Genomic DNA, 24,923 nt, shown 5'->3' with positions numbered 1-24,923 from the left:
AGTAATCATTCTTTTGTGTAGTTTACTTTATAATGATATCCACTGACCACAGTCAACAGTAAACCGAAGCAGCAGTTAATTCGACAATGGCATTTCAAATTTTACAATCCTTAATTTTATAATCTTTCAATCCTCTAGTAGCTTCCCTCCTTCTGGAAGTTCTTCTATGTCTTTTAACTTCCTTTGGATGACTCTTGTTCTGGTTCCGACCAAGGTATCCAAATCCGTACTTGCTTCGGAGATTTTCTTTTGTGCCTTGCTAATCAAATCACCAAACTTACTGAATTCTGTTTTGACTGCACCCAGGACTTTCCATACCTCACTACTCCGCTGTTGAATAGCCAGCGTTTTGAAGCCCATTTGTAGACTATTGAGCATGGCAGCTAAGGTAGTAGGACCGACCAGGATAATCTTAAAATCCCGCTGCAACTGCTGTGCAAGATCGCCCTCTCGGATTACTTCTGCATATAGACTTTCCATCGGGAGAAATAATATGGCAAAATCCGTCGTATAAGGAGGAATGATGTATTTACTGGAGATTTCTTGAGCAGACTTTCTTACTGCTTTGCGCAAATCTGCCTTTGCTCCATCTATGATGACTTTATCGCCGATTTCATAAGCATCCAATAATCTATAGTAAGTTTCTTGGGGAAATTTGGCATCAATCGGTAAATAGACTGGGCCGTCATTCCCATTACCTGGCATTTTGATGGCATACTCTACCCTTTCAGTATTTCCTTTCTTGACTTGTACGTTGGATTCGTATTGCTCTGGTGCCAATACATTCTCTAATATGCCCTGAAGCTGATACTCTCCAAGTACTCCTCTAGATTTGACATTGTTCAAGACACGCTTGAGGTCTCCTACGCCTGTGGCTAAGGTCTGCATTTCTCCCAAGCCCTTCTGAACTGCCATCAATTGCTTGGTTACCAATTCAAATGACTGGCCCAATCGGGCTTCTAAGGTTTTTTGGAGCTTTTCATCCACTGTCTCACGCATCTTTTCTAAGCGATCCTCCGTGGATTGGAGCATCCGCTCTTGTTTTTGGATCAGGTCTTGGAATTTCTCTCGCTGTAGCTCATTGAATTCTTTGACATTTTCTCTGAAGAGTTTCCCAAAATCTTTCAGTACCTCGCTTTGCTCCTTGGAATTGGCACGAAGGGAATCGAATACCAGGGAGAACTGCTGCACCAAGCTAGCACCGATCTCTTTTCGATTGGCCTGCATCTGCCTATCAAGGTCTTGCCTGAGTTGCTCAATGCTATAGGTGTCCTTGGAAGATTTAGGAATATAAACTCTGATCAAGAGGAACAGTAAGAGAATGGATTGGATGATCAAAATCCAACTCATTGGATTATCTAAAGACATGGCTGTAATAATTTGGAGCTGTAAAGTAGTCTCTATCTGCTTGTATCCCTAAAAACGATAAATATTCTGCGACAGTCTCTGTCGGTCTTTCTTCCATAGGGACATGGCCAGTTCTATCAAAAATTTTCAGATAGGCATCTGGTATGACTTCTTTGAACCGCTCTGCATTGCTGACCGATATCCAAGTATCTTCTCTGCCCCAGATAATCATCACAGGCATATTGATCTTTTCGAAATCTACTTGATAAGGCTTTCTGGTGGTCAGTCTATCTAAGGTAGCCTGCCTATTTCCTTCCCTGCGCATCATGTTGTAGTACCTGGTTACGGTCTCTTTTTGGATTTTGGCATCATCATAATATACCTGTTTCATATTTTGACTGAATAGCCACTTGGGTGTACAGCGAAGGAGCACTTTTGAAAAATATGGTTGCTGAGCAAATCGAATAATACTAACCGAAGAGCTCCCAGATTTTGCTGGGGCTTGGCTCCTATCAATATTACTCGTATCCGCCACTACCCTCCTTGCTGGAGCACCTGATGCATCTATAAGATTTAGCGTTAAGATTCTTTCTGGCTGGCTAGTGGCCATCAGCAAAGCCACTCCCCCTCCCATCGAATTGCCAGCTACGTGGAATTCGTCAATTCCCAAATTATCCGCAAGCTGAAAAAGTAAATCTGCATAATCTGCCGTTCCATAGCGCTTTAGTTCATCAGGCCCTGTAAGCCCATGACCAGGCAGGTCCATGGAAATGGTCATGAAATATTGCGAAAGTTCACTTTCCCAAGCTTCCCAAGTATGAAGCGAGGCAAAACTCCCATGGATCAAGAATATGGGTTCTCCTTCCCCCTTGACCCTTACATGCATGTCTATGTCATCAACTTTGATGAAATGAGAATATTCATCTGTGTACTCAGTTGCTAGCTGCTCCAAGCTCAGCTCTGAACGGTAACTCAGGGCTAGGATCAAAAATAGCAGGAATATGAGCGCAAGCGTGATTTTAAAAATCAAGGAGAGCAGTTTTTTCATAATCTATGGAAGAATCAAATTAGAACTTTTAAATTACGGCTTAATTTTCTGAATTTAAAAAGGAGATAAACCACAATATATTAACAATCATCTCTTCACCTTTACCCCAAAACCTTGAATTCATGCGCATCAGTATCATTTTCACCTGCCTTACACTAATGATTTTAGCTTCTTGTAAAACCAAGGATAAAAAGCAAATGGAGGTAGAAACTTTGAATTTGACCCTTGAGGAAGCTAATCGTCTGGCACAAATGCCGCTCCACTGCATGCAAGTAGAATATCCTAACAAGCTGAATCAAACACTTGCTTCCGAGCAATACCTCAAAAGTCCAAAAGAACTGCATCCCGCTTTTTACGGTTGCTTTGACTGGCATTCAAGTGTGCATGGGCATTGGATGCTGGTGGCTTTATTGAGGCAATTTCCAGAACTAGACCATAGAGATCAAATCATCGCTAGGCTTCAGGAAAACATCAGCTATAGCAATATTTTAGCTGAAGTCAATTACTTTTTCCAACCTCAAAACTCAAGTTTTGAAAGGACTTATGGTTGGGCTTGGGTATTGAAATTGGCTGAGGAACTGCATCTTTGGGAAGATCCTGTGGCAAGGGAACTGGAGAAGAACTTGCAGCCATTGACGGACTTGATGGTCAAAAAATACTTGGACTTTTTACCCAAACTGATCTACCCTATTCGTGTTGGTGAGCATAGCAATATCGCCTTTGGCTTGTCCTTCGCTTATGATTATGCCTTGACCTTGAATGAAAAAGAACTGGTAGAAATGATCCGCCAGCGAGCCAAGGATTGGTTTATGGAAGATGAGGGCTGCCCACTCGCATGGGAACCTAGTGGCTATGATTTCCTTTCGCCTTGTTTTCAAGAAATAGATATTATGCGCAAAGTCTTGGAAAAGGAGGAGTTTGAAGTATGGATCAAGAAATTCATGCCAGAATTACTGCAGAAGAACTTTTCGCTAGAACCTGGAAAAGTAAGTGACCGAACTGATGGAAAACTAGTCCATTTAGATGGATTGAATTTCAGTAGGGCTTGGTGTATCTATGGCTTGGCTAGTGCTTATCCGTATCAGTTTGCACATTTGATTCCCATTGCCAATGCTCATGTGAGCTATTCCCTCCCTGCTATTGTAGATGACAATTATGAAGGTACGCATTGGCTGGGGAGCTTTGCCATCTATGCCTTACAACAAGCTAATCCATGAGTTGGAGAAAATATTTAGGACCAGGTCCACTGGTGGCAGCGGCCTTTGTCGGGCCGGGGACGGTGACCGTCTGTACTTTGGCTGGGGTTAATTTTGGCTATGAGCTGCTTTGGGCCTTAGCGCTGTCCATTGTGGCGACATCTGTACTCCAAGAGATGGCAGCTAGGATTGGCTTGATTACCCAACAAGGTTTGGCGAGTGTCATCACCTTTACGTTATCCAAAGGACTGTTACGCTATTTTTCATTAGGCATTATTCTTTTTGCGATCGTGCTAGGCAATGCAGCTTATGAAGCTGGTAATATATCCGGAGGTGCAATGGGCATGGAGCTTTTCTTGACTTTGCCCCTACTGAACTTTGGTCAAATCCAAATCAACCTACTCAACATGAGTATAGGACTGATTGCATTGAGCCTATTGCTATGGGGTAATTTTCAGAAAATTACGCAGGTACTGACCGCTTTGGTGATCATGATGAGTTTGGCATTTCTATTTACCGCAATCATTATGATGCCTGAGATTGGAAAAGTTGCTGCTGGATTTGTGCCACGAATCGATCAATCCAATATTTTTAGCATTGTTGCATTGATAGGTACTACGGTGGTTCCGTATAACCTTTTTCTTCATTCATCATTGATTAGTCAAAAGTGGCAGGCAGTCTCTGATCTGAAGTACATTCGTGTTGACACGCTTGTTTCCGTAATCTTGGGTGGTCTTGTGTCTATGGCCATCGTGATTACAGCTGCTGGGTCTGATGCCTTATCGGTCAGCAATGCCGCTGATTTGGCCAAAGGTTTGGAGATGGGTGTGGGAGTATATGCCAAATATTTGATCGCATTCGGATTATTTGCAGCAGGGATTACCTCTGCCATCACAGCGCCCTTGGCAGGTTCCTTGGTAGTATGTGATATCTTCGGTTGGCCAAAATCAATCCAAGGCAAATATATGCGAGGTGGTATCTTGCTCATCCTTGGATTGGGGCTAGTTTTCTCTTCTCTTGGTATCAAGCCTGTACAACTGATCTCAGCAGCCCAAATTGCCAATGGTATCCTCCTCCCTATTTTAAGTGCCTATATACTCTGGTTAGTCAATAAAAAATCAATCATGAAAAATAGTGTAAATAACCTATCTATGAATATTATAGGAGGTTTGATTTGGCTGATTACTTTTATTTTGGGATCATGGACGGTGTTTAGGATATTTAATTGATATTGGTAGATAATTATTGATATTGTCTTTTGGGATGCTTTTTTGAAATATGGTAGATATAAAGTGGAAATATGGTTGAAATATTTTGATAGGGGTATTTAGGGATATTGGTTGTTTGATGTCAATATCAATAAATAACTCGTCCGCCGTGGCGGATCCAGTATCTATTAATATCTAACCTGATTATACGCTTCTTTGCTAGTAAATCAATTTATTGGCTCATTCGGTTGCTAATCGTCAATATCAATAAATATCCAATATCAATGAATATCTAGTATCAATAATATATAGTATCAATAAATGTCAAATAGATTAAATAAGCTCATTCTATCATAAAAAGGTAAATCTCAACACATCGATATATACCATTCATGTATTTGTTGGGTTGAATGAAAACAGTTTTTCTAAATTGTGCTTAATAAATTGTAAAGTAAAAATTTGTCACATGAAACCACTTAAGAAAGAAGACATCAATCAGGACGTATTTGACATTTATGACGAATATGTGCATAGTAAAATTGACAGGAGACAGTTTGTAGAAAGGCTTTCTTTATACACGGCAGGAGGAATTACTGTATCTGCTTTGATGAGTTTTTTGATGCCAAACTATGTGCAAGCCAAGCGATTTGACTTGAATGATAAGCGATTTGCAGCGGAGTACATCACTTACAACTCTCCAAAAGGAGCTGGTGAAATGAAAGCCTTGCTCACCAAGCCAGCTGGAATGACGGGCAAACTTCCGGGAATTGTCGTGGTGCATGAAAACAGAGGCCTTAATCCCTATATCGAAGATGTAGCACATCAGTGTGCATTGGATGGTTTTGTGGCCATTGCTCCTGATGCATTGACGCCATTTGGTGGCTATCCAGGTACTGATGATGAAGGCCGTACCATGCAGGCTAAGAGAAGCAGGGATGAAATGCTCGAGGATTTTATTGCCGCCTACGATTACTTGAGCAATCATCCCGATTGTAATGGCAAAATCGGTGTGGTTGGTTTCTGTTTTGGTGGATGGATATCCAATATGATGGCAGTTCGCATTCCAGGACTCAAAGCTGCCGTACCTTACTATGGCGGTCAGGCTACAGCAGAGGATGTACCAGCTATCAATGCACCTTTACAGTTGCATTTCGCTGAATTAGATACCCGTGTCAATGCAGGCTGGGAAGCTTACAAAGCAGCATTAGAAGCCAATGGTAAATCTTATGAAGTACACTTTTATGAAGGATTAAATCATGGATTTCACAATCATTCCACTCCTAGATATGATGAAGCAGGAGCCAAATTGGCATGGGAAAGAACGGTGAAGTTTTTTAGAGAAAAGTTGGTGTAGAGATTGGAAGATTTTAAGATCATTAATAGATAAAAGGCTTTAGCTAGTATTTTGGCTAAAGCCTTTTTTATTTTTATCATGACTGGATTTGTTTTGGACACAAAAGAGCGCTATGGATATCTTTCAGGTTTCATTAGTTTATAAAGTCATTAAGTTCGTGCCAAATGAATTATTAAGCATGCAAACTAGACGAGATAATAAATCTTAAAAAGCTTGATAAGGAGGATTAAGAGATAGGTATTGATTTATTTTTTATTAAATTGAGTCAATGAATTTTTAAAAGTGATTTTTTATGAAGAAGCTGGATTTGAAAAATGACTGTATCGGAAAGAACCCTATCATTAGGATTGAGTTTCCTTATGATTTTGAATTAAAGGAGCTGGTGAAGCAGTTTCCAGGGTGTAATTGGGATATCAAGAAGAAAGTTTGGTGGGTGAGCTACGCTGATAATAGACTAACGGAACTAATCACATTTTTCAAAGGTAAGGTGTGGTTAGATTATTCTCAATTGAAGAAAGTAGAGATTCCAAAAGCTCAACCAGTTTTACCTCCTTTGATAGCATCACTGGAAATTGAGATTAATAAGTTTGAAGATTGGATGCGAAATAAACGTTACAGTGAAAGTACGATCAAAACTTATAAGGATGCTGTCATCATATTTTTAAGATTTTTAGAAAACAAAGCAATTGTCGAAATTGAAAATGAAGACCTTGAGAAATTCAACAAGGAGTATATTTTAGCTAGAGGCTATTCGAGTTCTTACCAAAACCAAGTGGTAAATGGCATCAAGTTATTTTTTCAAAATAGAAGAGGTATCAAGTTTAACCCAGAAATAGTTTATAGACCGAAAAGAGAGAAGTTATTGCCCAATGTGTTGAGTAAAGAGGAAGTTAAAAGCATTTTAGATAGTCATCAGAATCTTAAGCACCGAGCGATGCTTTGTCTCATTTATTCCTGTGGACTTCGAAGAGGCGAGTTGTTGAATTTAAAAATAATGGATATCGATAGTAAGAGAAATATTTTAATTATCAGACAAACCAAAGGAAAGAAAGACCGGGTGGTTCCATTATCACCAAAAATTATTGAATTGCTAAGAGAATATTTTAAAGCTTACAAGCCAACTATTTACTTATTTGAAGGCCACAAGTCTCAAGGTAAATACAGTGAAAAGAGTTTGGAAAGTGTACTAAAACAAGCGTTAGTAAAGTCAGGGATTAAAAAACCTGTTACCCTACACTGGTTACGTCACTCCTATGCAACACATTTATTGGAACGTGGTACAGATTTGAGACATATTCAGGAGTTGCTTGGACATAATTCTAGTAAGACCACAGAGATATATACCCATGTAAGTATTCGCTCCTTACAAAAAGTTTGGTCTCCATTTGATGATTTGTAAAAAAGTTGTAGTTTTAATAATTCCTGATGAAAAAGGCTAAAAAAACAGGCTTAGCTAACTACATAGATATAGCTAAGCCTGATTTTTATCAGGGGTATATAAAAGTTATGTGCAACCCTAAAAGACGACAGTACAAATATTAAACATATAAAAAATGGACAGAAAAGACTTTCTAAAAACAGGACTGATACTTGGCGGAGCAACACTTGTTCCGTCAGTATCAGCATTTGCCCAAAACCTGACCGAGAACACGATTGACAAGTTGGTGGACAAAGACGGCAACTTTATTCATCAACCTTTGGCATATTCAAATAATCATTTGGAGCCATATATGGACGAAGAAACTTTGCATTTGCATTATACCTTTCATCACGGTGGAGCGGTAAAAGGTGCAAACAAAGACCAGCAGATGATTAAAAAAGCATTGGACGACAATAATCTTGAAACCGTTGATTTTTGGACAAAAAAATTGGCTTTTCACCTTTCATCTCACATTCTTCATTCCATCTTTTGGACTAACCTCACAAACAAAAAGAGCGACCCAAAAGGAGACTTGCTCAAACGTATTGAAAAAGATTTTGGCAGTTACGACAAACTGAAAATGTATCTCGCCAAGACTTCCAAAGACGTTGACGGAAATGGTTGGGGAATTTTAGGCTATCAACCTTATACCGACAAGTTGACAATTTTACAATGCGAAAATCACGAAAAACTAACTCAATGGGGCGTTATTCCGTTGCTCGTAATTGACGTTTGGGAACATTCCTATTATCTAAAATACAAAAATAAAAGAGCCGATTTTGTTGACAATCTATTTAACATCATCAATTGGGACAACGCTGCAAACAGGTTGGACAATGCTTTAAAACTTACTATATAAACAAAAGAGAAATGAATTTTAAAAAAGCAATAATACTTGGATTGACATTTCTCATTTCAACATTGACATACGCCCAAGAACAAGTGAAAAAGGAAGAAGAAAATCCAAAATGGGATATTGGTTTAGAAGGAATGTTTGGTTTTGCAGCAGGCAATGACTTTTACGCATTTAATGTTGGCGGACCAAGTCTTATGTTAAGACTGAATGACAATTGGAAAGTGGGTGTTGGTGCTTTACCGTCTTTCTACATTAAGGACGGAAAGACAGGTGCTAAACTTGGAGTTTCCCCAAGAATTGACTATAAAAACTTTGCTTTAATTGCACCATTTTTTCACTTCGACAGCACAGACAAATGGGTGTGGACAATTGGTTTAGGGTATAAATTTCACAGGAAAAACAAAGGATAATAAAGGGTATGCACATAACACGGGTTTGGCAAAAGTGGCGGTTCAGTGCTCCGCAGACACATTTGTGGTTAATCAAAATTTGGTTCTCCGCATCAACATTTGTGGTGAAAATCGCCACCTTCGCCAAGCCCGAAACCGTTACCCACAAGCTGAAAAAACAACCGTAAACCTTAAACCTTATCGACTGCAACTTTATAATTAGGGTCTTCAATTATATTAACATCAATAATTTCATCAGCATTTTGTAGTAGCGTTATACAGTCAGGGCTTAAATGACGCAAATGGACTTTTTTTCCGACTTTTAAATAACGTTCTGTAATTTTATTAAGGGCTTCAATCGCTGACATATCAACAACGCGACTTTCCTTAAAATCAATGATGACTTCCTGTGGGTCGTTCAGAATATCAAACTTTTCGTTAAACATTGTTACCGAACCAAAAAATAAAGGCCCATAGATTTCATAATGCTTAATTCCCTGCTCATCAATCGACTTTCTTGCTCGAATACGTTTTGCATTATCCCACGCAAAAACCAATGCAGCTATAATAACACCGACAATAACAGCTAAAGCCAAATTGTGCAAGAAAACTGTAACCAGCGTTACGACAACCATAACGAAAATATCAGATTTAGGCATTTTATTAAAAGTCTTCAAACTTGCCCACTCAAAAGTTCCGATTGCGACCATAATCATCAAACCTGTAAGAGCTGCCATAGGTAATTGCTCAATCAAACCAGCACCAAACATTACAAATGCTAATAGTGCCACAGCAGCCACAATTCCAGACAGCCTTGCTCTTGCACCATTGGAAATATTAATAAGACTTTGCCCTAACATTGCACAACCACCCATTCCAGAAAAGAAACCTGAAAAAATATTTGCAGCACCTTGAGCAACAGCTTCTTTGTTCCCTCTTCCACGTGTTTCGGTAATTTCATCAATAATATTGAGCGTTAGTAAACTCTCTATCAATCCTACACCAGCCATAATTGCAGCATATGGAAATATCAAAGCAAATGTTTCAAAGGTGAAAGGAACACTTGGAATGTGAAACGGTGGAAAACCACCTTGGATAGATGCAATATCACCAACGGTTTTTGTATCAATCCCAAATCCAACAACAATCCCAAAAACAGCAAGAATGGCAACTAAAGAAGCAGGAATAACTTTGGTCAATTTTGGCAATCCCCAAATAATTAGCATTGTTAGCAAGACCAACCCTAAAATAATGTACATCGACTGACCAGTTAACCAACTTCCTGACGCATCTTTAAATTGGTCGAGTTGCGACATAAATATTATGACTGCCAGACCATTAACAAATCCAAAAATTACAGGATGTGGAACCAATCGCATTAACTTACCCAATTTGAATACACCTGCCAGAACTTGAATAATACCTGCCAAGACTACAGTTGCAAATATATATTCGGGACCGTGAGAAATAGCCAAAGCCACAATTACCACCGCAACAGCACCTGTTGCACCTGAAATCATTCCAGGTCGTCCACCAAAAATTGACGTGATTAATCCAACTACGAAAGCTGCATAAAGACCTGTGAGCGGAGATAATCCTGCAATTAAAGCAAAAGCAACAGCTTCAGGAATTAAAGCCAAAGCTACTGTTAAGCCCGATAAAATCTCTGTTTTGGCACTTTTTTCAGAACTTTTACTAAATAAGTTAATTACTTTTTTATATTCTTGTTTTGATTTTTGACGATAAAGTCGTGCGTATTTATTCATTAATATTTTTGTTAAAAAGCGAGTCCACTTGGCAATAATACCAATGACGTCAGTTTGTTTAAATAGATTTTAGTAAGTTTACCTCTAAAAGAGGGCGGAGAAAAAAAGCACTAAATTTCAGGGCGGAGTAACCGCAGGAAGATTGAAATTATATATTGTAATTGTATTTGCCATTTTTGAAGTTGCAAAGATAATAAAAATTCTGAATTAAAAAGAATAAAAAAGCCTGTGGGTAACAATGTATATAAAAAATAGGCGAAACAGTAATAAAACCAAGGCTTTTGGCTCGTATCAAACTTTGTGTTTAACCGAAAGTTCAGTGCTTCGAAATCGCCTACTTTTCATATACTAACCGTTACCTGCAAGCAAAAAAACTAAACTATGCTAAAAATTAAATTGACTCTATTAAGTTGTTTTTTTCTAATTAATGTGTTTGGTCAAAAAATTGAGGTTGTATTCTTGGACCAAAGTGACTCAACACGAAATAATTACACCATTATTTATCCAGATAATAAACCAATTACTGGATTAATCTTTATAATTCCTGGATTTGGACAATCTGCGGAAAGAACCTTAGAGCAAACCGATTTGCCTATTAAAACTGCCCAAAAAGGGTTGTTAACAATTATCCCAACATTCCATGATGGTGTTCAATCATTTGGAGTTGATAATCTAAGCCAAGAGTCGTTGAATAATATAATTCAAGATGTAACAAATAAGCACAAGCTATCAGGACTTCCATTTTACATTGGAGGATTTTCTATTGGTGGAAGTTGTGCAATAAAATACGCACAGGATGCAATAGTTAAACCAGTCGCAGTATTTGCCGTTGACCCTCCTTTGGATTTTGAAAGGTTTTATAATTCTAGTAAGAGAGATATTAGACTTTCTCTTGATAAAGAACCGAGTCAAGAAAATGTATACATGGTGCAAAGAATTGAGAAAGAGTTCAATGGTACACCTGAAACGTCTATATCACATTTCTATGATATTTCTCCATATTCATTCTCTGACCATAATCAAACAGCGGTGAAAAAGTTTGGAAATATTCCTTTAAGAATTTATACAGAGCCTGATGTAGACTGGTGGCTTAAAGAAAGGAATTTTGATTTTTCTAATATCAACGGACCTGATTGTTCAGCAATGATAAACGAGCTTAACAGACTTGGAAATAACAGAGCAGAGTTAATAGTAACGAATAACAAGGGATATAGAAAACCTTATAATAATAGACACCCTCATTCATGGAGTATTGTCGATAATGATGATTTGTTGATTTGGCTAGTTGAACAAAAAGAAGCCAGCAGGTAACATCACCTTGGATACAGCGGGCGGTTCCGAGTAAACAGAAAGTTTAGTATCTTTAAGAAGTTAGGAGCAGGTTGGAAGAGAACGGCTCCGAATGCCCGCCGTCTCCAAGCTGAGGACCGTTGGCGGTAATTTGAAGAAACAATTAACAACGAAAAACATTCAAGAAAATGAAGCTATAAGTAACTGTAAGATAGAATAAGAATTGAAATATCCTTTAATACGCAAAGTAGAAAGGGCGATTGTTAATATTAAAAAATTAGAAAATGACACAGTTACAAATGATTGACAAAACAAAGTCAATAGCTCAAAATGATAAAAATATTTCTGCCGTATTTATGTACGGGTCATTTACCAAAAATGAAGGGGACAAATATTCAGATATTGAATTCTACATCTTCTTGAAGGATAAAGAAAATTTTTCCGCTGAAAATTGGGTAAGCCAAATTCATCCTTTGGCATTATATTTTACCAACGAGTATGGAAGTGAAGTTGCCATTTTTGAAAATATGATAAGGGGGGAGTTTCATTTTTTGACAAACGACCAAATGGAAGTTATCAAATCGTGGGACGGTTTGGTAGAGTTTAGCGACTTTGACAAGATGATTTTAGTAGATAAAGAAGATTTATTGACTAACACGCTCAAAGAAATAAAAACTAAAGTACCTGATCGAACAACAAATGAAAATATCCTGTGGTTGAGCCAATCATTGTTGAATGTTTTACTTACAACAAGCAACTTAATTAAACGACAGGAATTTGCTCACGCTTACCAAAGCTTATCAAATGTTCAAAAATATTTACTTTGGTTAATAAGAATTGAAACATACCAAACCAAACATTGGGAAAGTCCAACAAAAAGCTTGGAAAAAGACATAGACCCAGATTGGTATTCGTTATTTCAGGAGACAACATCAGAATTAGATCCGACAGATATTAAAACAGCTTTCAAGAAGACATTAACATTGACTGAAAAACTTTTTGATAATCTTGGAGTTGAAGCAAAATTAAAGGGGGTATTAAGGAGAATTGAATAAAAAAAACTACCGCCAACATTGTATAAGCGTAATGCGGGCTGAACTGCTAAATTTGAGCATTTTTGCTCCTAAGAAACTTTGTGGTGGGCGGACAGTGAATTGCTCCGAAATCCCGCACTACGCTTATACTTGACCGTTGTGGTGCATATTGAAAAACCGACTAAAAACAAAATGAACGAATTACAATTAACAGGTGGAGCAAGAATTGGAATGGCTAATGCGTCAATTCCATTTGCGACTCTAAAAGTGAATAAGGACAGATTGGAATTAAATGCTTCTATTGTCGGTAACCTGACCTTTCAACCAGCCGACATTATTTCAATCGAACCTTATACAATGATTCCAATAATTGGACAAGGAATAAAAATAAATCACAAAGTTGCTAACTATAAAGAACGAGTTATTTTTTGGACTTTTAAAGACCCAAACTCTGTCGTTCGACAAATTAAGGAAACGGGATTTTTAAGTAATGAAAATCAAACAAATCAGAAGATTGAAAGAACAATAATAGAAAAACAATCGAAAGGTGGATTTCCTATTAAAAAAGGATTTGCCATTGGAGCAATAGTAGTATGGAACTTACTTTTTCTAACCGACATCGTTCCATTTTTTCTTGGCGACAGAGAAGGATTTCCAATTGGAAATGGTGTTTTGACAGCTATTGGACTTTTATTTTTGACTGCACTTTTTAGTCTGATTTCGTCTGACTTTAGGCGACTGATTTTAAAGGAAGGACGAGAATTGAGTGATATAAAGAAATTTGCAATTTTTGCAATGATAATAAGCGGATTTATGCTATTGCAATTGGGAATAATGACAAAATTTATGAATTAAAAAATACGACACCACAACAGCGTGTATAAGAAATAGCGGGTTCAGTGCTAAATCAACGGTTAGTGCTTTTAATAAGAGTCAGTATTAAACTGAAAGTTAAGTGCTTTTTAATCCGCTACTTCTCATACACGCAAAACGTTAGTGGTTATTATAAAAACGTATGCAGAAATTTAAATTAATATCATTTTCGAAAGAATTACCAAGGAAATTTAAGTTGATGAATTGGATTATTCTAATTCCAACACTTTTTTGGCCATTGATATTTTATATGTCAATATTCTTTTTTGATGACCCTAACGCAAATCCAATGTTAGTTTGGTTACTTTTTTTCGGAGTAAATTTATACCCTCTTTATTTGTTTCTTTTTTTTGAACTGAATGCCAGACTTTATAAAAAATATAATCTTGTAGGATATGCACTGCCAATATTGATGATTAGTAGCCTTTCTTACTTTTTTATTGACCAATATAATTCATCCCAGAAATTTAAAAAAGACAGAATATTAGAGAATCAAAAAAGAAAAGAAGCAGGGTATATTGGATTTTGTAACACATATAAAATTAAAGATAATGCGGTATTTTATCGAGATACTATCTTCAAAGCAGACCCATTGACTTTTGAATATTTAGGTTGTCATTATGGAAAGGATAATGAAACTGCATTTAAAGGAAAAGAACGGATTAAAAACAGTCATTCTGAAACATTTAAAATAGTTGACTCACAATGGCAAAAAGATAAAAATAGATATTACTATCAAGGACAAGCACTAGAGAATATTGAATATGAAACTTTTGAAATATTAGATTTAGGCTATTCGAAAGATAAATACAGAGTGTATTATAAAACTTCTGTTCTTGAAGACGCTGAATCTGATAGTTTTATAATAAATCGAATGAACGGAATCGGTTCAGATGGACAAAATGAATTTAAAAATGGAAAAAAAATAACAACCACTAACAGCGTGTATGAAAAATAGCGGGTTTAGTACTAAATCAAAGGTCAGTGCTTTTAATAGAAGTCAGTGCCAAGCTGAAAGTGAAGTGCCTTTTAATCCGCTACTTCTCATACACGCAAAACGTTGGCACACATTAAGAAAAATATGAAACCGATTATAATTACATTTCTTCTAAGTCTTTTGGCTATTAGTCAATCGTATGCTCAGAAAGAATATGAATCATCTACTTTACATTTTTTTAGAACAGATCGACTTTATGGAAAGTGGGTGAAAGTGAATGTAATAACGAACGACTCAGTCATTGGAAAGCTAAAAAATGCACAAAGACTAATTTATGAAGTCTCGACTCGAGATTCTGTAACAGTTTCTGGTTTGTATAAACTGATGAACAAGGAAACTGACGAATCAATAACTTTCAAGCCAGAACCTGGAAAAGACTACTATTTCGAAATCTTCTTTTATGGAGATATGTACAAACCAACTGCGGTCATTTGGACAGGAACGACTGCCATACAAATGTCTGATCCTGTTGAATATGGAGTAAAAATTGTTGGATTAGATCCAATTGTCGGACGTGAAAAGTTCAATGACGAAAGCCTCTTTAAAAAGAAGAATGAAACGATTGTAATAAAATAATAAATAAAACGTGTGCCAACAGCACCTAAGAAAACATGGGGCGGTCAGTGGTAAAAGAAAGGTTTGTGCCTCGAACAAACTTTTGTTGTAACAGACAGGTATTCGCTCCGAAACGCCCCACGTTTCTTATCTGCGACACGTTAGCGGTCAGGCTAAAAGACGACACCAAAAATAGAAGAGAAACAACAAATGGGAATTTTTGACTTCTTAAAAAACAACTCAAAATTGACTGACGAGAAATCAGGGAAACAGACTTTGCCTAATAAGGACGAGATGAAATCTCATTTGGACAGCATACAAAGAGAAATTTATCATTTCTTGAAACCTTTAGGATTTAAGAAAAAGGGGCGAACGTTTAATAGACAGACAGAAGACGGAATTTATCAAGTAATCAATATCCAGAGCGGTAGATACGAATTTGGCGACAAGTATGTAATCCCAGGATTTAGGGAAAACTATTATGGCAAGTTCACAATCAATTTAGGAGTTATGGTTAAAGAGATTTATGAACTTGAAAGCCACAATAAACCAAAAGACATTTATCAAGACTATGACTGCCAAATTAGAGAAAGGCTGACCCATTTGACTATTAAACAAGACCATTGGTGGACAATTTCAGACGATAATAATAAAACAGCAAAAGAAGTTATTGACGGACTAAGTTCACACGGACTTGATTGGCTTGACAACTTTGAAAACCGAGATAAGATTTGCAGAAATTTGGGAGATTTAGAAGGTGGTTCACCAAGAGCAAAATTGGACGTTGCATTAATTGAACTTCACAGGGACAGAGCAAAAGCTGAGAAATTATTTCAAGACTATTATGACAACATTGAAATCAAAAACGGACATAAAGAATATGTGAAAGGACTTTCGGATAGACTTGGAGTAAAATTAAATGACCGAAATTGAATAACATAAATGTAAACATAACGACTGAAGAAGAGCCCGAACCGCTAACATTTAGCCCACTAGCCAAAAGCCCTCAAAAAAATCCCTGATTGATGCATTCATCTATCAGGGATTTTGGCTAGTGGCTGTTGACTGACATCCGCAGGGTGAAGTGTTTGCTAGGTGGAATAGTAGGTTGATTTGAGGGTTTTAGGAAGCGGTTGTTTCTGTTTTTCGATGACTTTGGGAGTTTTTGCTTAGCTTTGGGCATGACTTCCCCCACCCAACATCTGGGGATTTAATTTTTCAGCATGTCTTGGACCCAACCCTTGATTTCTTGGATCCTGTAATTCGATCAAGAAGGAGCAGGATTGTGTTTAAAAGATTTTTGTTTTCTGGCAGATCTGTTCCTAGTATCAAAGATGGTTTCCATTCTTCCATGATCGCATCAAGGGCATTTGTGAATATCCCTGCCGTATTTTTCAAACATTCTGATCTGGAATGGGATGATGACTTTGGGTTTGGCTGGTTGCATATTGAGTGCCGACCGTATCAGTGCCAACCGTTCAGTTTTCCCTTGTAGCCTCAGGTATCCGAAGTGGCGGATTTTGACAAACCTTTTTGGCAGAATATGCTGCTCAAACCGTCGAAGGAATTCCTGATGAGTAAGCCACATCTGTTTTGTTTTGGAACCGTCGGCGTAGTCTTTATACCTGAACTTAATGTGTGTTGCGTTGACCTCAAGGATTCGGTGTCTGGTGATTGCAATCTTATGTGTGTAACGTCCAAGATATTCCACTACCCTGTCAGGCGAACCGAAAGGAGCTTTGGCATAGACGTTCCATTTTTTGAACCTGATGGCTTTCAGTACGCTGTTTTTACTTCCAGTCCAGCTGAGTGAACAGTCTTTTTCCAGCCCTTCCATGAAGATGGCTTTGAACATATTTGCCATACTTTTCTGTGGAAAAAGAAACCTGTTGTTTTTGCGTTTGGCATCTACCCATCTCTGTCCGTCATATCCTCCAGCACTGACGATGCAGTGTATCCCGATGCTCGGGACAGGCTATGTGGATGGAATGAAAGATCTTGACCCCAAGTGTGTAGCACCATTGTAATGCCGGGTTCAGCACCTAAGTATTCGGGCATCTTTGCATGCTTGAGCAGGGTTTGGGAAGCTGCCAGAAACAAAAGGTCGAATAGCTTAGCCCTGTTACCCATGAATACTGGATTGAGTTCATGTGGCAGGGTAAAGACGATATGGTAATAGGCGGTAGGTAGGAGTTCGTCCATTCTACTCTCAATCCAGGCATCCCTTTTCATGCTTCCACAGTTGGGGCAGTGCCTGTTACCGCAGGAATGGTAGCGATGGTTGATGTTTCCACATTGCTGATCATCGCACCTGCTGAGGTGATACCCTTTTGCAGCCGTATGACAGGCAGCAAGATCGGCGAAAACCGCTCTGCTGTAAGGATTGAAGTTGGAGATGGATTGATGCCTGAACAAGGACTGGAAAGAAACATCAGTTTCCAATACTGAGCAGGTCAAGTGGAGAGACGAGTTTATCCCTGCGCTGCTTGGTCAGGTGGAGATAGATCATGGTAGTCTCTATCTTGGAATGTCCAAGAAGCTGCTTGATGGTATGGATGTCCGTACCGGCATCCAAGAGGTGTGTAGCAAAGGAATGCCTGATAGAATGTGCAGAAAAACCATACTGTTCAAAGCCCGCCTGATTCATGGCCATGCGGATGGCATGCTGTATGGAGCGGTCGTTCATGGCTTTGCCTGAAGTCTGTCCTTCAAAGAGAAAGACTTTCGGCTTGTGTACCCTGTAATATGCTTCGAGTAGAGGAAGCACAGCAGCTGGAAGGATGGTAAACCTATCCCTACTACCTTTTCCCGCTACTACCTTGAGTTGCATGTCTGTCCGAGAAATATGTTTCATCTCCAAGAACCGAAGTTCGCTCAACCTGATCCCTGTTCCATAGAACAAAGCAATGATGGCTTTATGCTTTATATTGGTAGTAGATTGGATTACATGGCTGATCTGCTCTTGGGTGAGAATCTCAGGAAGCCTGAACTCCTTTCGGGGATAGAGTGCATGGGGAACAACATAAGGAGAAGGCAAAATGTGTTTGAAAAAGAAGCTACAGCTTTGGGCAGTCATGCGGCACTTGTCCCTACCTACGCCATGTTCTTTTTTGATGTAGTTGATGTAGGAGGCGATGTGATCTTGGGTGAGCTGCTCAGGATTAAGGTGATTGAAATAAGCAAAAATATAGCGCATTTCGGCCATATAGTTGCGGATGGTCATGGGGGAATAGGCCTTAGCTTCAAGGAAAGAAGCCAGCTTATTCAAATACCCTTGGGCAGAATCATTAAGGGCTACGGTGCCCAGCGTGTTTTTTTTGAGTTTTCATGATGAAAGATTTTGATATAACTAAAAATAAGCAGAATTTAGGTAAATCGCTCACCCGTAGGGTGTCAGTTCAACAGCACCTACCCAAAAGTGGCGGTTCAGTGGTTAAATCAAGCTTTGTGCTTCTATCAAAGTTTGTGCTTAACTGAAAGTGAAGTGCTTCGAAATCGCCACCTTCGGGTAGCTGCAAAACGTTGGCGGCCATTTTAAAAATAGACGATGCAAGTAAAAGAAGGAGACATTTTTATAACCAAACTTGAAAGAGACTTTTTTGGAGCTTTTAAAGTGATTAGGAAAGGCAAGTCATTTTTTGACGAATCAGAAGGTGGTACATTAATGCTAGGTGTCCTAAACTATATTGATATTGAAAAGCCAAAAATTTCGGATTCTAGGTTAAGGGAAATTCTTTGTCGTGTCAGGTTTTCCTACAACAATAATTATTGCATTGAATTCTTTAGTGACAATGAAAAGTATAATAGAATAAAAGAATATGAATTTTTAGGCAATCTTCATCTTACTGAATTTGAATTATCATTAGAATTCAAATTAGGAGATGGAAGAAAGGGAATAAAAGAAGGTTTTCCACTTTCAGGTGTAATTACTCCAGATTTCGGAAACAATATGTTTTTAGAATGGAGATGGGAAAATGAAAAAGAAGAATTCATTGAGGAGGTTGAAAAGGCAAAAATAGAATCTGAAAAACGATGGGCTGATTTAAGAAAGAAACAGATGAAGCCTAAAAAAATGATTGAAGACCAACTGTTTTGGGCAGTGATTGATAAAATTAAATGGGATTTAAAAACATCAGAAAGCCAAATTCAGCCAGCAATAGACTACTTGTCAAAAATGAAAGTTTCTGAAATTAAGCAATTTAAGGAAAGGCTAGCTTATAAGTTATATCTGCTTGACACAAGGGAACACGCAAGAAATATTGGTGAAGAATCATATCAAGATGATAATAAACATTTTTCGGGCGACTACTTCCTTTATGTGAGATGTTGCGCTATTGCCAATGGGAAGGATTTCTTCGAGAAGGTTTTGAATGACCCTAAGAAAATGCCCAAAGATATAGATTTTGAAGAGCTTTTAAGTCTACCAGAAGAAGCCTATGAAAGAAAGACAAAAAAACAGTTGGACTACGATACAGGATGTGACTATGAAACTTATTCAAATTTTAAAGGGTGGGAATAAAAAACGAACCGCCAATCGAGTAGCCCGACCTGAGCCATTTGGCTCAGGTTGAGGCTCTCACACCACTCCCGAAGGCTTTCGGGATACGGGTCTCCCCGAATCAAGTTCGGGGCAGGCTTTACCATCCCTGCATCCTGGCCCCTCGCTAAAATCTTTCACTGGAAGATTTTTTTACGCTCAGTCCCAGTTCACTGGATTATAGGTTGCGATTTGAGGTAATAGGAAAGCATTGATTCATACCCTTTTCTTCTTAGTCGTGACAAAGTTATTGTAGTGATCAGAATTGGACTTTGGGCTACAGCCCACCCCCCTTTCCTACCTCCCCTACAGCCTGGCCCTCAGCTAAAAACTTCCACAGGAAGTTTTCTTCACGCTGAGTCCTTCCATGCATAGGCATGGTCTTGGTCCACTCCCAATCTGATTAGGTTTTTACGTTTTCGTTCAGGATTTTTCTCCCGATAGCTATCGGGACCAAATACAGTAGCGAAGTCGGTTTATTCACATTGGTTTGTTTTCAAAGGTGTTCATGAATGCTATGCATTTCTTAGCCACTCATCGAGTGATTTCAGCTTTGCTGAGATACTGGCAAGACGGTAATTATTTACCCATCCTCGCTCCCGAAACTTCGGGACCAGCTTTTTGAGTCTTTCCTCAAAGCTGTAGGGTTTGGTTTTCTTGGTGATCTGCTTGAGCTTGCGTTTCAGTGAGTCCCAGCTGTTTTTCTTCACCACCAACTGATATTTTCCTTTGACTCCTTTTTGGTACGTGGGAACAAATGCGTGACCCAACATTTCGAAATTGGAAGGTCTTCGGATGCCGCTTTTCTCCCTGTTGATGGGAAGTCTGAGTTTTTCCTTTAGAAAAAGGTAAATCTCGTTACCCACTTTTCTGGCTTCCTTCTTTGACTTGGTGTAGATGCTGAAATCATCCGCATATCGGACGTATTTCAGGTTTCTTCGTTCCAGTTCCTTATCCAGTAAATCCAAAAGGATGTTGGATAAAAGCGGACTGATGGGAGATCCCTGTGGTACTCCTTTTCTACGCCTGTGCAGTTTCCCGTTGATCTGGATTGGTGCACGTAGCCACTTTCGGATAAGCCTTAGGGTAGTCGGACATTTTACCCGTTGGTAGATCAATTGAAGTAGAACCGAGTGGTCAACCTCGTCAAAGAATCCCTTAATGTCGATGTCCACTATATCCTGATAGCCATACCACCCGCAGCCCGGCTCCTTCGCTAAAAATGTCCTAAGGGACATTTTCTTTACGCTTGGCCCTATTTTTCAGGGCTTGTGTTACCGCCTTATGGATGTTCTTCTCTGGGCGGAAGCCGTAGCTGTGCTCTTCGAACGTAAGTTCGTATTTGGTCATCAGCACTTGGCTTACCGCCTGTTGGAGCCATCTGTCTACTACTGTTGGGACTCCAAGCAATCTGGTCTTTCCGTTACTCTTGGGTATTTACTCGCAATTGTATAAATTTTCAATGGTGCTCATGATACGCTCCGCTTGATTCAACCCCTTTGATAGGTTTGGGTACATACGTATGGTTGAGGATGGATATAGCAATCCTGTCCCTATTGCTTTCCAGAAAGGAAAGCAGTTCGGTGACCTTCATGCCGTCCACCCCTGCCGAACCCTTGTTCCGCACCACCTGGCGGTATGCTTTATAAAGGTTCTTACGGTTGAGTACTTTTTCTATCATAACTTAATGTGTTAACCCTCCCCGCAACCTGGCTCCTCGCTAAAATCTTCAACAGGAAGATTTTTAAACCCTCGGCCCTGCTTAAGATAAGGCTACCCCAAAAGTTGCTCCTTATCGAATTTGGACGTAATCCAATGTTCAGTCCTTCACTGTTCCATGAGACCATCAGAGATATGGTTTTGGCAGTCCCTGCTCGTTTCTCCAGCTACTATGACTTCGGCTGACTTCTTGGCTCATAGAAACCTAGTCTATTCCAAGATCTCTCCGCCTCAGGCGGATGAATATCCTTGTGTCTCCCCACATACCTGGCCCAAATCTCTCGATTTGTCCTCTGCCATATCTACTACTTCGGCACTTCCTCCCTTGCGGAAGGTTTGGACTTCGGTGTGATGTGCCACCTCATCCGACCTCGTAGCCTCCGTATATGGTTTCCCGATTTTCGGGACAGGCTCTGTTCGTCAGTACAGACACCGCAGTCTGGTTTTCTTCACTGCATGCCTCACGGCAAACCATACCGATAGCTATCGGTACACTTGCTTGGCTTCGGGACAGCCTGTCCCGAGAATCGGGATTACCCCCGCGCTTAAGGGACTTTCACCCGTTGGAACGGTCAACTTTTTGACCTATATTCACCATTCAAGGCACACACATCACCTTGGATCCAGCGGGCGGTTCCGAGTAAATAGAAAGTTTAGTATCTTTAAGAAGTTAGGAGAAGGCTGGAAGAGAACGGCTCCGAAATGCCCGCCGTCTCCAAGCTGAATCCCGTTATGGGCAATTCTGAGAACCAAATGAAGCATCCTGTATTCAAAGCAAAAATTTTTATCCCCTCTAAAGGAATTGATTGGAGCATAAATTCTTCTAAGTTGATGTATGTGGGTTTTATTCTGCTAATAACAATTACTTCTATTGCTAGTCAGTTAAATTTAAATTTATCCGTAGATTATTTAATCCAAACTCTACTTTTTTTATGACCGAATTGATCTCTCTTCTACCTACCTAGGATTAAACTTGGAATATGAAGAGATTCAGGAACTCAAAAAGGCCAAAATTAAGTATCTTGAAGACCAGCAATCAAAGTTTAGCTTATGAAGCAAACAGGTGAAATAGTAATTTACCAATCGGCGCAAGGCGCACCTACTATTCAAGTACTTCTTGAAAATGACACCCTTTGGTTGGATCAATATCAGATTTCTGAATTGTTTGACACTGACAGGACTTCAATAGTCAGGCATATCCGAAATATTTACAAAACCTCTGAATTGGATGAAAAGGCAACTTGTGCAAAAATTACACAAGTTCAACAGGAAGGAGAAAGAACGGTAAAGAGACAGATAAAAATCTATAATTTGGACCTGATTATTTCTGTAGGTTATCGAGTCAACTCCAAAAAGGGTACATTCTTTAGAATTTGGGCTAACAAGATCATTAAAGATCATCTGGTAAAAGGCTATACGTTTAACGAAAAGAGGTTACTTGAACTTCAAAAAACAATAAAACTTGTTAATAGAACAATCCAAAGTCTTGGTTCAGACGATCAGACTAAAGGTATATTTGAAGTTTTAGCTGAATTTTCGACTGCTTTGGATATTCTGGATGATTATGACCATCAAAGATTAAGTTTATCCGATACCCCGATCCAAGCAACTTTTAGAATAACCTACGAGGAAGCAAAACATGCTGTGGATGAATTAAAGAAAAGATTCGGTGGGTCAAGTCTTTTTGGAAATGAAAAAGACCAATCCTTTAAGGGTTCAATTTCAGCCATAGACCAAACATTTGATGGAATAGAACTATACCGAAGTTTAGAAGAAAAAGCTGCCCATCTCTTATATTTCGTGGTTAAGAACCATTCATTTTCAGATGGAAACAAGAGAATTGCTGCCTGGCTATTCATTTGGTATTTGGAAAAGAACAAAAGTTTGTATTATCCAGATGGTACTAAAAGAATCAGTGAAAACGCATTGGTCGCTTTGACTTTGTTAATTGCTGAAAGTAAACCTGAAGAAAAGGAAATGATGATCAATGTAGTCGTAAATCTTATAAACAGATCATAGAAAGAAGAAAAACCATGGAAAGCAATAATCTATTTCACTACTTTCTGAAATACCTATTTCTTGGTTTGGGAATAATATTGTCAATTACGTCCATTTTGTCTTGGTTCTTTCCGGAGTTATTCTGGATAAATGGTGAGAAAATGGAACAAAATATCGTTACCACATTATTTTTTGGAAAGATAGGAATAATTTGCTTCCCACTATTTATTGCTATTAAGGATAAATTTGTGATAGTAAAATTAGGAGGCCAAAATGTAACCATTAAAAATGGTGAGAACGAAAGAAAAATAAATTGGATGGAGGTGGAATCCCTTTCTCTCATACAGTTTGTTTACCCTCCTCTGTATAAATTAAAAGTTAAAGGGGATGAAAAAGTCTATTGGTTTAATACGGAAAATGAATTTATAAAAGCATCTGGTTTTGTAAAAGATTTGAGTGATATGGGAGACTTGATTCAGAAAAAGAAAAGAGAATTGGGAATTTAATTATCCAAATCTTTTGACCACCAAACCATTTTCATGTTTTATAGGGTGTAAAGTAGCTAAAAACTCAGTAATTCCTGAAAACCTGAATTCAATAGAAATCCCTTCTCAAAGATATGTAAAAGTGACAGCGAAAGGTGTAATGACAGGTTGTATAACTGAAGCTTGGGAGAAAATCAGGAATTCTGATATACAGCGAAAATTTGGTTTTGACTTTGAAATTTATGATGAAAGAAGCCTAGATTGGAATGACTCAGAACTGGATATTTACGTTTCAATATGTAGTTGAAACCTATTTGACAGTCAATAGTAGGAGTCTTAATAAATAAAAACATATAAAAATGGAAAGTATAGAGCAAATCAATTATCTAAAAGTACCTGTTGAATCAGTATATAAAGCCCTAACTTCAGAAGAAGGTTTAGGACAAGTGTGGACAAATAAATTAAAAGTAAAACCTGAAGTTGGATTTATTAATGAGTTTGACTTTGACGAAGGCTATATTACTAAATTTAAAACTCTGGAATTGAAAGAAAATAGCAAAATTGTTTGGGAATGTTTAGCTTCCGATGAAGAGTGGATAGGAACCAAAGTGTCTTTTGAATTAACTAGGAAAGACAATACAACGGCAGTATTACTAAAACACTACGATTGGAGAGAGAGAACTGATTTTTATCGTTGGTGCAATTACAATTGGGCCATGTTTCTTTACAGCTTAAAAATATACTGTGAAAATAAAAAGGGTTTACCTTATCAAGAACGAGATTTTTAGATATTACAACATATCGAACGAGTTGACAGTCTTACCAACTATTAAGTTGACGAGATGTGCCCA

At 38.4% G+C, this 24,923-nt stretch carries 25 protein-coding genes and 1 pseudogene; 18 read left to right on the top strand and 8 right to left on the bottom strand.

Annotated features, from left to right (window positions below; all coding sequences use genetic code 11):
* Positions 1-126: 126 nt before the first annotated feature.
* Positions 127-1,368 (bottom strand): DNA recombination protein RmuC, encoded by a 1,242-nt coding sequence (locus BW935_RS06430; RefSeq protein WP_076499675.1) that lies wholly within the window; start codon positions 1,366-1,368, stop codon positions 127-129.
* Positions 1,355-2,395: an alpha/beta fold hydrolase gene (locus tag BW935_RS06425; RefSeq protein WP_076499673.1), complete on the bottom strand. Its 1,041-nt coding sequence runs from the start codon at positions 2,393-2,395 to the stop codon at positions 1,355-1,357. Before BW935_RS06425 ends, BW935_RS06430 begins: the two co-directional genes overlap by 14 nt.
* Positions 2,396-2,517: 122 nt before the next feature.
* Here BW935_RS06425 and BW935_RS06420 point away from each other — a divergent pair, with 122 nt between their 5' ends.
* The 6 genes from BW935_RS06420 (at position 2,518) to BW935_RS06395 (ending at position 8,839) form a co-directional block, all read left to right on the top strand.
* Complete coding sequence (locus BW935_RS06420; protein ID WP_076499671.1) at positions 2,518-3,612, top strand: DUF2891 domain-containing protein; 1,095 nt, start codon at positions 2,518-2,520, stop codon at positions 3,610-3,612.
* Positions 3,609-4,820 carry an NRAMP family divalent metal transporter gene (locus tag BW935_RS06415; RefSeq protein WP_076499669.1) on the top strand — a complete coding sequence of 404 codons (1,212 nt, stop codon included), beginning with the start codon at positions 3,609-3,611 and terminating at the stop codon, positions 4,818-4,820. The genes BW935_RS06420 and BW935_RS06415 overlap by 4 nt, the downstream gene beginning before the upstream one ends.
* A gap of 445 nt (positions 4,821-5,265) precedes the next feature.
* Positions 5,266-6,153, top strand: coding sequence for a dienelactone hydrolase family protein (locus BW935_RS06410; RefSeq protein ID WP_076499667.1), 888 nt, complete (start codon positions 5,266-5,268; stop codon positions 6,151-6,153).
* Positions 6,154-6,445: 292 nt separating this feature from the next.
* The gene (gene xerA, locus BW935_RS06405; RefSeq protein WP_076499665.1) at positions 6,446-7,552 is read left to right on the top strand and encodes a site-specific tyrosine recombinase/integron integrase; all 1,107 of its coding nucleotides are present in this window, start codon (positions 6,446-6,448) and stop codon (positions 7,550-7,552) included.
* Positions 7,553-7,706: 154 nt separating this feature from the next.
* Positions 7,707-8,432 (top strand): superoxide dismutase, encoded by a 726-nt coding sequence (locus BW935_RS06400; RefSeq protein WP_076499663.1) that lies wholly within the window; start codon positions 7,707-7,709, stop codon positions 8,430-8,432.
* 11 nt (positions 8,433-8,443) lie between these two features.
* Positions 8,444-8,839 carry a hypothetical protein gene (locus tag BW935_RS06395; protein ID WP_076499661.1) on the top strand — a complete coding sequence of 132 codons (396 nt, stop codon included), beginning with the start codon at positions 8,444-8,446 and terminating at the stop codon, positions 8,837-8,839.
* A gap of 170 nt (positions 8,840-9,009) precedes the next feature.
* Here BW935_RS06395 and BW935_RS06390 read toward each other — a convergent pair whose 3' ends face one another.
* Complete coding sequence (locus BW935_RS06390) at positions 9,010-10,584, bottom strand: SulP family inorganic anion transporter (RefSeq protein ID WP_076499659.1); 1,575 nt, start codon at positions 10,582-10,584, stop codon at positions 9,010-9,012.
* 381 nt (positions 10,585-10,965) lie between these two features.
* On the opposite strand from BW935_RS06390, the gene BW935_RS06385 reads away from it, so the two are divergent.
* From BW935_RS06385 to BW935_RS06360, 6 genes are all read left to right on the top strand, one after another.
* Positions 10,966-11,895 (top strand): alpha/beta hydrolase, encoded by a 930-nt coding sequence (locus BW935_RS06385; RefSeq protein ID WP_076499657.1) that lies wholly within the window; start codon positions 10,966-10,968, stop codon positions 11,893-11,895.
* A 263-nt stretch (positions 11,896-12,158) separates the two neighbouring features.
* Positions 12,159-12,929: a lincosamide nucleotidyltransferase Lnu(I) gene (lnu(I), locus tag BW935_RS06380; protein WP_008992950.1), complete on the top strand. Its 771-nt coding sequence runs from the start codon at positions 12,159-12,161 to the stop codon at positions 12,927-12,929.
* A gap of 171 nt (positions 12,930-13,100) precedes the next feature.
* On the top strand, positions 13,101-13,763 hold the full coding sequence (locus BW935_RS06375) for a hypothetical protein (protein WP_076499932.1): 663 nt from the start codon (positions 13,101-13,103) through the stop codon (positions 13,761-13,763).
* Positions 13,764-13,923: 160 nt separating this feature from the next.
* Entirely contained in the window at positions 13,924-14,739 is an 816-nt protein-coding gene (locus BW935_RS06370; RefSeq protein WP_084565847.1) for a DKNYY domain-containing protein, read from the top strand.
* A 123-nt stretch (positions 14,740-14,862) separates the two neighbouring features.
* Positions 14,863-15,354, top strand: coding sequence for a hypothetical protein (locus tag BW935_RS06365; protein WP_139325510.1), 492 nt, complete (start codon positions 14,863-14,865; stop codon positions 15,352-15,354).
* Positions 15,355-15,543: 189 nt separating this feature from the next.
* Positions 15,544-16,266: a DUF4304 domain-containing protein gene (locus tag BW935_RS06360; protein WP_084565846.1), complete on the top strand. Its 723-nt coding sequence runs from the start codon at positions 15,544-15,546 to the stop codon at positions 16,264-16,266.
* A 334-nt stretch (positions 16,267-16,600) separates the two neighbouring features.
* Here the strand turns inward: BW935_RS06360 and BW935_RS18875 are convergent.
* Positions 16,601-17,775: pseudogene (locus tag BW935_RS18875) on the bottom strand (IS91 family transposase).
* Positions 17,765-18,601 carry a tyrosine-type recombinase/integrase gene (locus BW935_RS06350; protein WP_139325509.1) on the bottom strand — a complete coding sequence of 279 codons (837 nt, stop codon included), beginning with the start codon at positions 18,599-18,601 and terminating at the stop codon, positions 17,765-17,767. Before BW935_RS06350 ends, BW935_RS18875 begins: the two are co-directional and overlap by 11 nt.
* A gap of 279 nt (positions 18,602-18,880) precedes the next feature.
* Here BW935_RS06350 and BW935_RS18035 point away from each other — a divergent pair, with 279 nt between their 5' ends.
* Positions 18,881-19,852 carry a DUF4240 domain-containing protein gene (locus BW935_RS18035; RefSeq protein WP_084565842.1) on the top strand — a complete coding sequence of 324 codons (972 nt, stop codon included), beginning with the start codon at positions 18,881-18,883 and terminating at the stop codon, positions 19,850-19,852.
* 533 nt (positions 19,853-20,385) lie between these two features.
* Here BW935_RS18035 and BW935_RS18770 read toward each other — a convergent pair.
* The 3 genes from BW935_RS18770 to BW935_RS18645 are packed head-to-tail and all read right to left on the bottom strand — an operon-like array spanning position 20,386 to position 21,551.
* The gene (locus tag BW935_RS18770) at positions 20,386-21,108 is read right to left on the bottom strand and encodes a reverse transcriptase domain-containing protein (protein ID WP_262484353.1); all 723 of its coding nucleotides are present in this window, start codon (positions 21,106-21,108) and stop codon (positions 20,386-20,388) included.
* Positions 21,098-21,280, bottom strand: coding sequence for a hypothetical protein (locus tag BW935_RS18765; protein ID WP_262484352.1), 183 nt, complete (start codon positions 21,278-21,280; stop codon positions 21,098-21,100). Before BW935_RS18765 ends, BW935_RS18770 begins: the two co-directional genes overlap by 11 nt.
* 49 nt (positions 21,281-21,329) lie before the next feature.
* Complete coding sequence (locus tag BW935_RS18645) at positions 21,330-21,551, bottom strand: hypothetical protein (RefSeq protein WP_245802653.1); 222 nt, start codon at positions 21,549-21,551, stop codon at positions 21,330-21,332.
* Between the two features lie 156 nt (positions 21,552-21,707).
* Here BW935_RS18645 and BW935_RS18195 point away from each other — a divergent pair, with 156 nt between their 5' ends.
* From BW935_RS18195 to BW935_RS06320, 5 genes are all read left to right on the top strand, one after another.
* Entirely contained in the window at positions 21,708-21,941 is a 234-nt protein-coding gene (locus BW935_RS18195) for a hypothetical protein (RefSeq protein WP_139325508.1), read from the top strand.
* Positions 21,942-22,639: 698 nt separating this feature from the next.
* Complete coding sequence (gene rhuM, locus BW935_RS06335) at positions 22,640-23,608, top strand: virulence RhuM family protein/type II toxin-antitoxin system death-on-curing family toxin (protein WP_076499634.1); 969 nt, start codon at positions 22,640-22,642, stop codon at positions 23,606-23,608.
* A 140-nt stretch (positions 23,609-23,748) separates the two neighbouring features.
* Entirely contained in the window at positions 23,749-24,093 is a 345-nt protein-coding gene (locus BW935_RS06330; protein WP_139325507.1) for a hypothetical protein, read from the top strand.
* Between the two features lie 13 nt (positions 24,094-24,106).
* Positions 24,107-24,379, top strand: a complete 273-nt coding sequence (locus BW935_RS06325) for a GyrI-like domain-containing protein (protein WP_084565841.1) — start codon at positions 24,107-24,109, stop codon at positions 24,377-24,379.
* Between the two features lie 52 nt (positions 24,380-24,431).
* On the top strand, positions 24,432-24,860 hold the full coding sequence (locus BW935_RS06320; protein ID WP_076499630.1) for an SRPBCC family protein: 429 nt from the start codon (positions 24,432-24,434) through the stop codon (positions 24,858-24,860).
* Positions 24,861-24,923: the final 63 nt, after the last annotated feature.

Origin of the sequence: Belliella pelovolcani, assembly GCF_900156785.1 — a bacterium.
GTDB classification, from domain to species: Bacteria; Bacteroidota; Bacteroidia; order Cytophagales; family Cyclobacteriaceae; genus Belliella; species Belliella pelovolcani.
The sequence above is the reverse complement of the archived record's forward strand: the minus strand, read 5'-3'. Positions and strand labels throughout refer to the sequence as shown.

What these genes read in the sequence shown, in the direction of transcription:
- BW935_RS06320 (WP_076499630.1), top strand. Translation starts at nt 24,432, where the DNA reads ATGGAAAGTATAGAGCAAATCAATTATCTAAAAGTACCTGTTGAATCA.
- BW935_RS18195 (WP_139325508.1), top strand. Translation starts at nt 21,708, where the DNA reads ATGAGACCATCAGAGATATGGTTTTGGCAGTCCCTGCTCGTTTCTCCA.
- BW935_RS06400 (WP_076499663.1), top strand. Translation starts at nt 7,707, where the DNA reads ATGGACAGAAAAGACTTTCTAAAAACAGGACTGATACTTGGCGGAGCA.
- BW935_RS06330 (WP_139325507.1), top strand. Translation starts at nt 23,749, where the DNA reads ATGGAACAAAATATCGTTACCACATTATTTTTTGGAAAGATAGGAATA.
- BW935_RS06365 (WP_139325510.1), top strand. Translation starts at nt 14,863, where the DNA reads ATGAAACCGATTATAATTACATTTCTTCTAAGTCTTTTGGCTATTAGT.
- BW935_RS06370 (WP_084565847.1), top strand. Translation starts at nt 13,924, where the DNA reads ATGCAGAAATTTAAATTAATATCATTTTCGAAAGAATTACCAAGGAAA.
- BW935_RS06430 (WP_076499675.1), bottom strand. Translation starts at nt 1,368, where the DNA reads ATGTCTTTAGATAATCCAATGAGTTGGATTTTGATCATCCAATCCATT.
- rhuM (WP_076499634.1), top strand. Translation starts at nt 22,640, where the DNA reads ATGAAGCAAACAGGTGAAATAGTAATTTACCAATCGGCGCAAGGCGCA.
- BW935_RS06360 (WP_084565846.1), top strand. Translation starts at nt 15,544, where the DNA reads ATGGGAATTTTTGACTTCTTAAAAAACAACTCAAAATTGACTGACGAG.
- BW935_RS06420 (WP_076499671.1), top strand. Translation starts at nt 2,518, where the DNA reads ATGCGCATCAGTATCATTTTCACCTGCCTTACACTAATGATTTTAGCT.
- BW935_RS06385 (WP_076499657.1), top strand. Translation starts at nt 10,966, where the DNA reads ATGCTAAAAATTAAATTGACTCTATTAAGTTGTTTTTTTCTAATTAAT.
- xerA (WP_076499665.1), top strand. Translation starts at nt 6,446, where the DNA reads ATGAAGAAGCTGGATTTGAAAAATGACTGTATCGGAAAGAACCCTATC.
- BW935_RS06390 (WP_076499659.1), bottom strand. Translation starts at nt 10,584, where the DNA reads ATGAATAAATACGCACGACTTTATCGTCAAAAATCAAAACAAGAATAT.
- BW935_RS18035 (WP_084565842.1), top strand. Translation starts at nt 18,881, where the DNA reads ATGCAAGTAAAAGAAGGAGACATTTTTATAACCAAACTTGAAAGAGAC.
- BW935_RS06410 (WP_076499667.1), top strand. Translation starts at nt 5,266, where the DNA reads ATGAAACCACTTAAGAAAGAAGACATCAATCAGGACGTATTTGACATT.
- BW935_RS06425 (WP_076499673.1), bottom strand. Translation starts at nt 2,395, where the DNA reads ATGAAAAAACTGCTCTCCTTGATTTTTAAAATCACGCTTGCGCTCATA.
- BW935_RS06375 (WP_076499932.1), top strand. Translation starts at nt 13,101, where the DNA reads ATGAACGAATTACAATTAACAGGTGGAGCAAGAATTGGAATGGCTAAT.
- BW935_RS06395 (WP_076499661.1), top strand. Translation starts at nt 8,444, where the DNA reads ATGAATTTTAAAAAAGCAATAATACTTGGATTGACATTTCTCATTTCA.
- BW935_RS18645 (WP_245802653.1), bottom strand. Translation starts at nt 21,551, where the DNA reads ATGATAGAAAAAGTACTCAACCGTAAGAACCTTTATAAAGCATACCGC.
- BW935_RS18770 (WP_262484353.1), bottom strand. Translation starts at nt 21,108, where the DNA reads ATGTCCCTTAGGACATTTTTAGCGAAGGAGCCGGGCTGCGGGTGGTAT.
- BW935_RS06415 (WP_076499669.1), top strand. Translation starts at nt 3,609, where the DNA reads ATGAGTTGGAGAAAATATTTAGGACCAGGTCCACTGGTGGCAGCGGCC.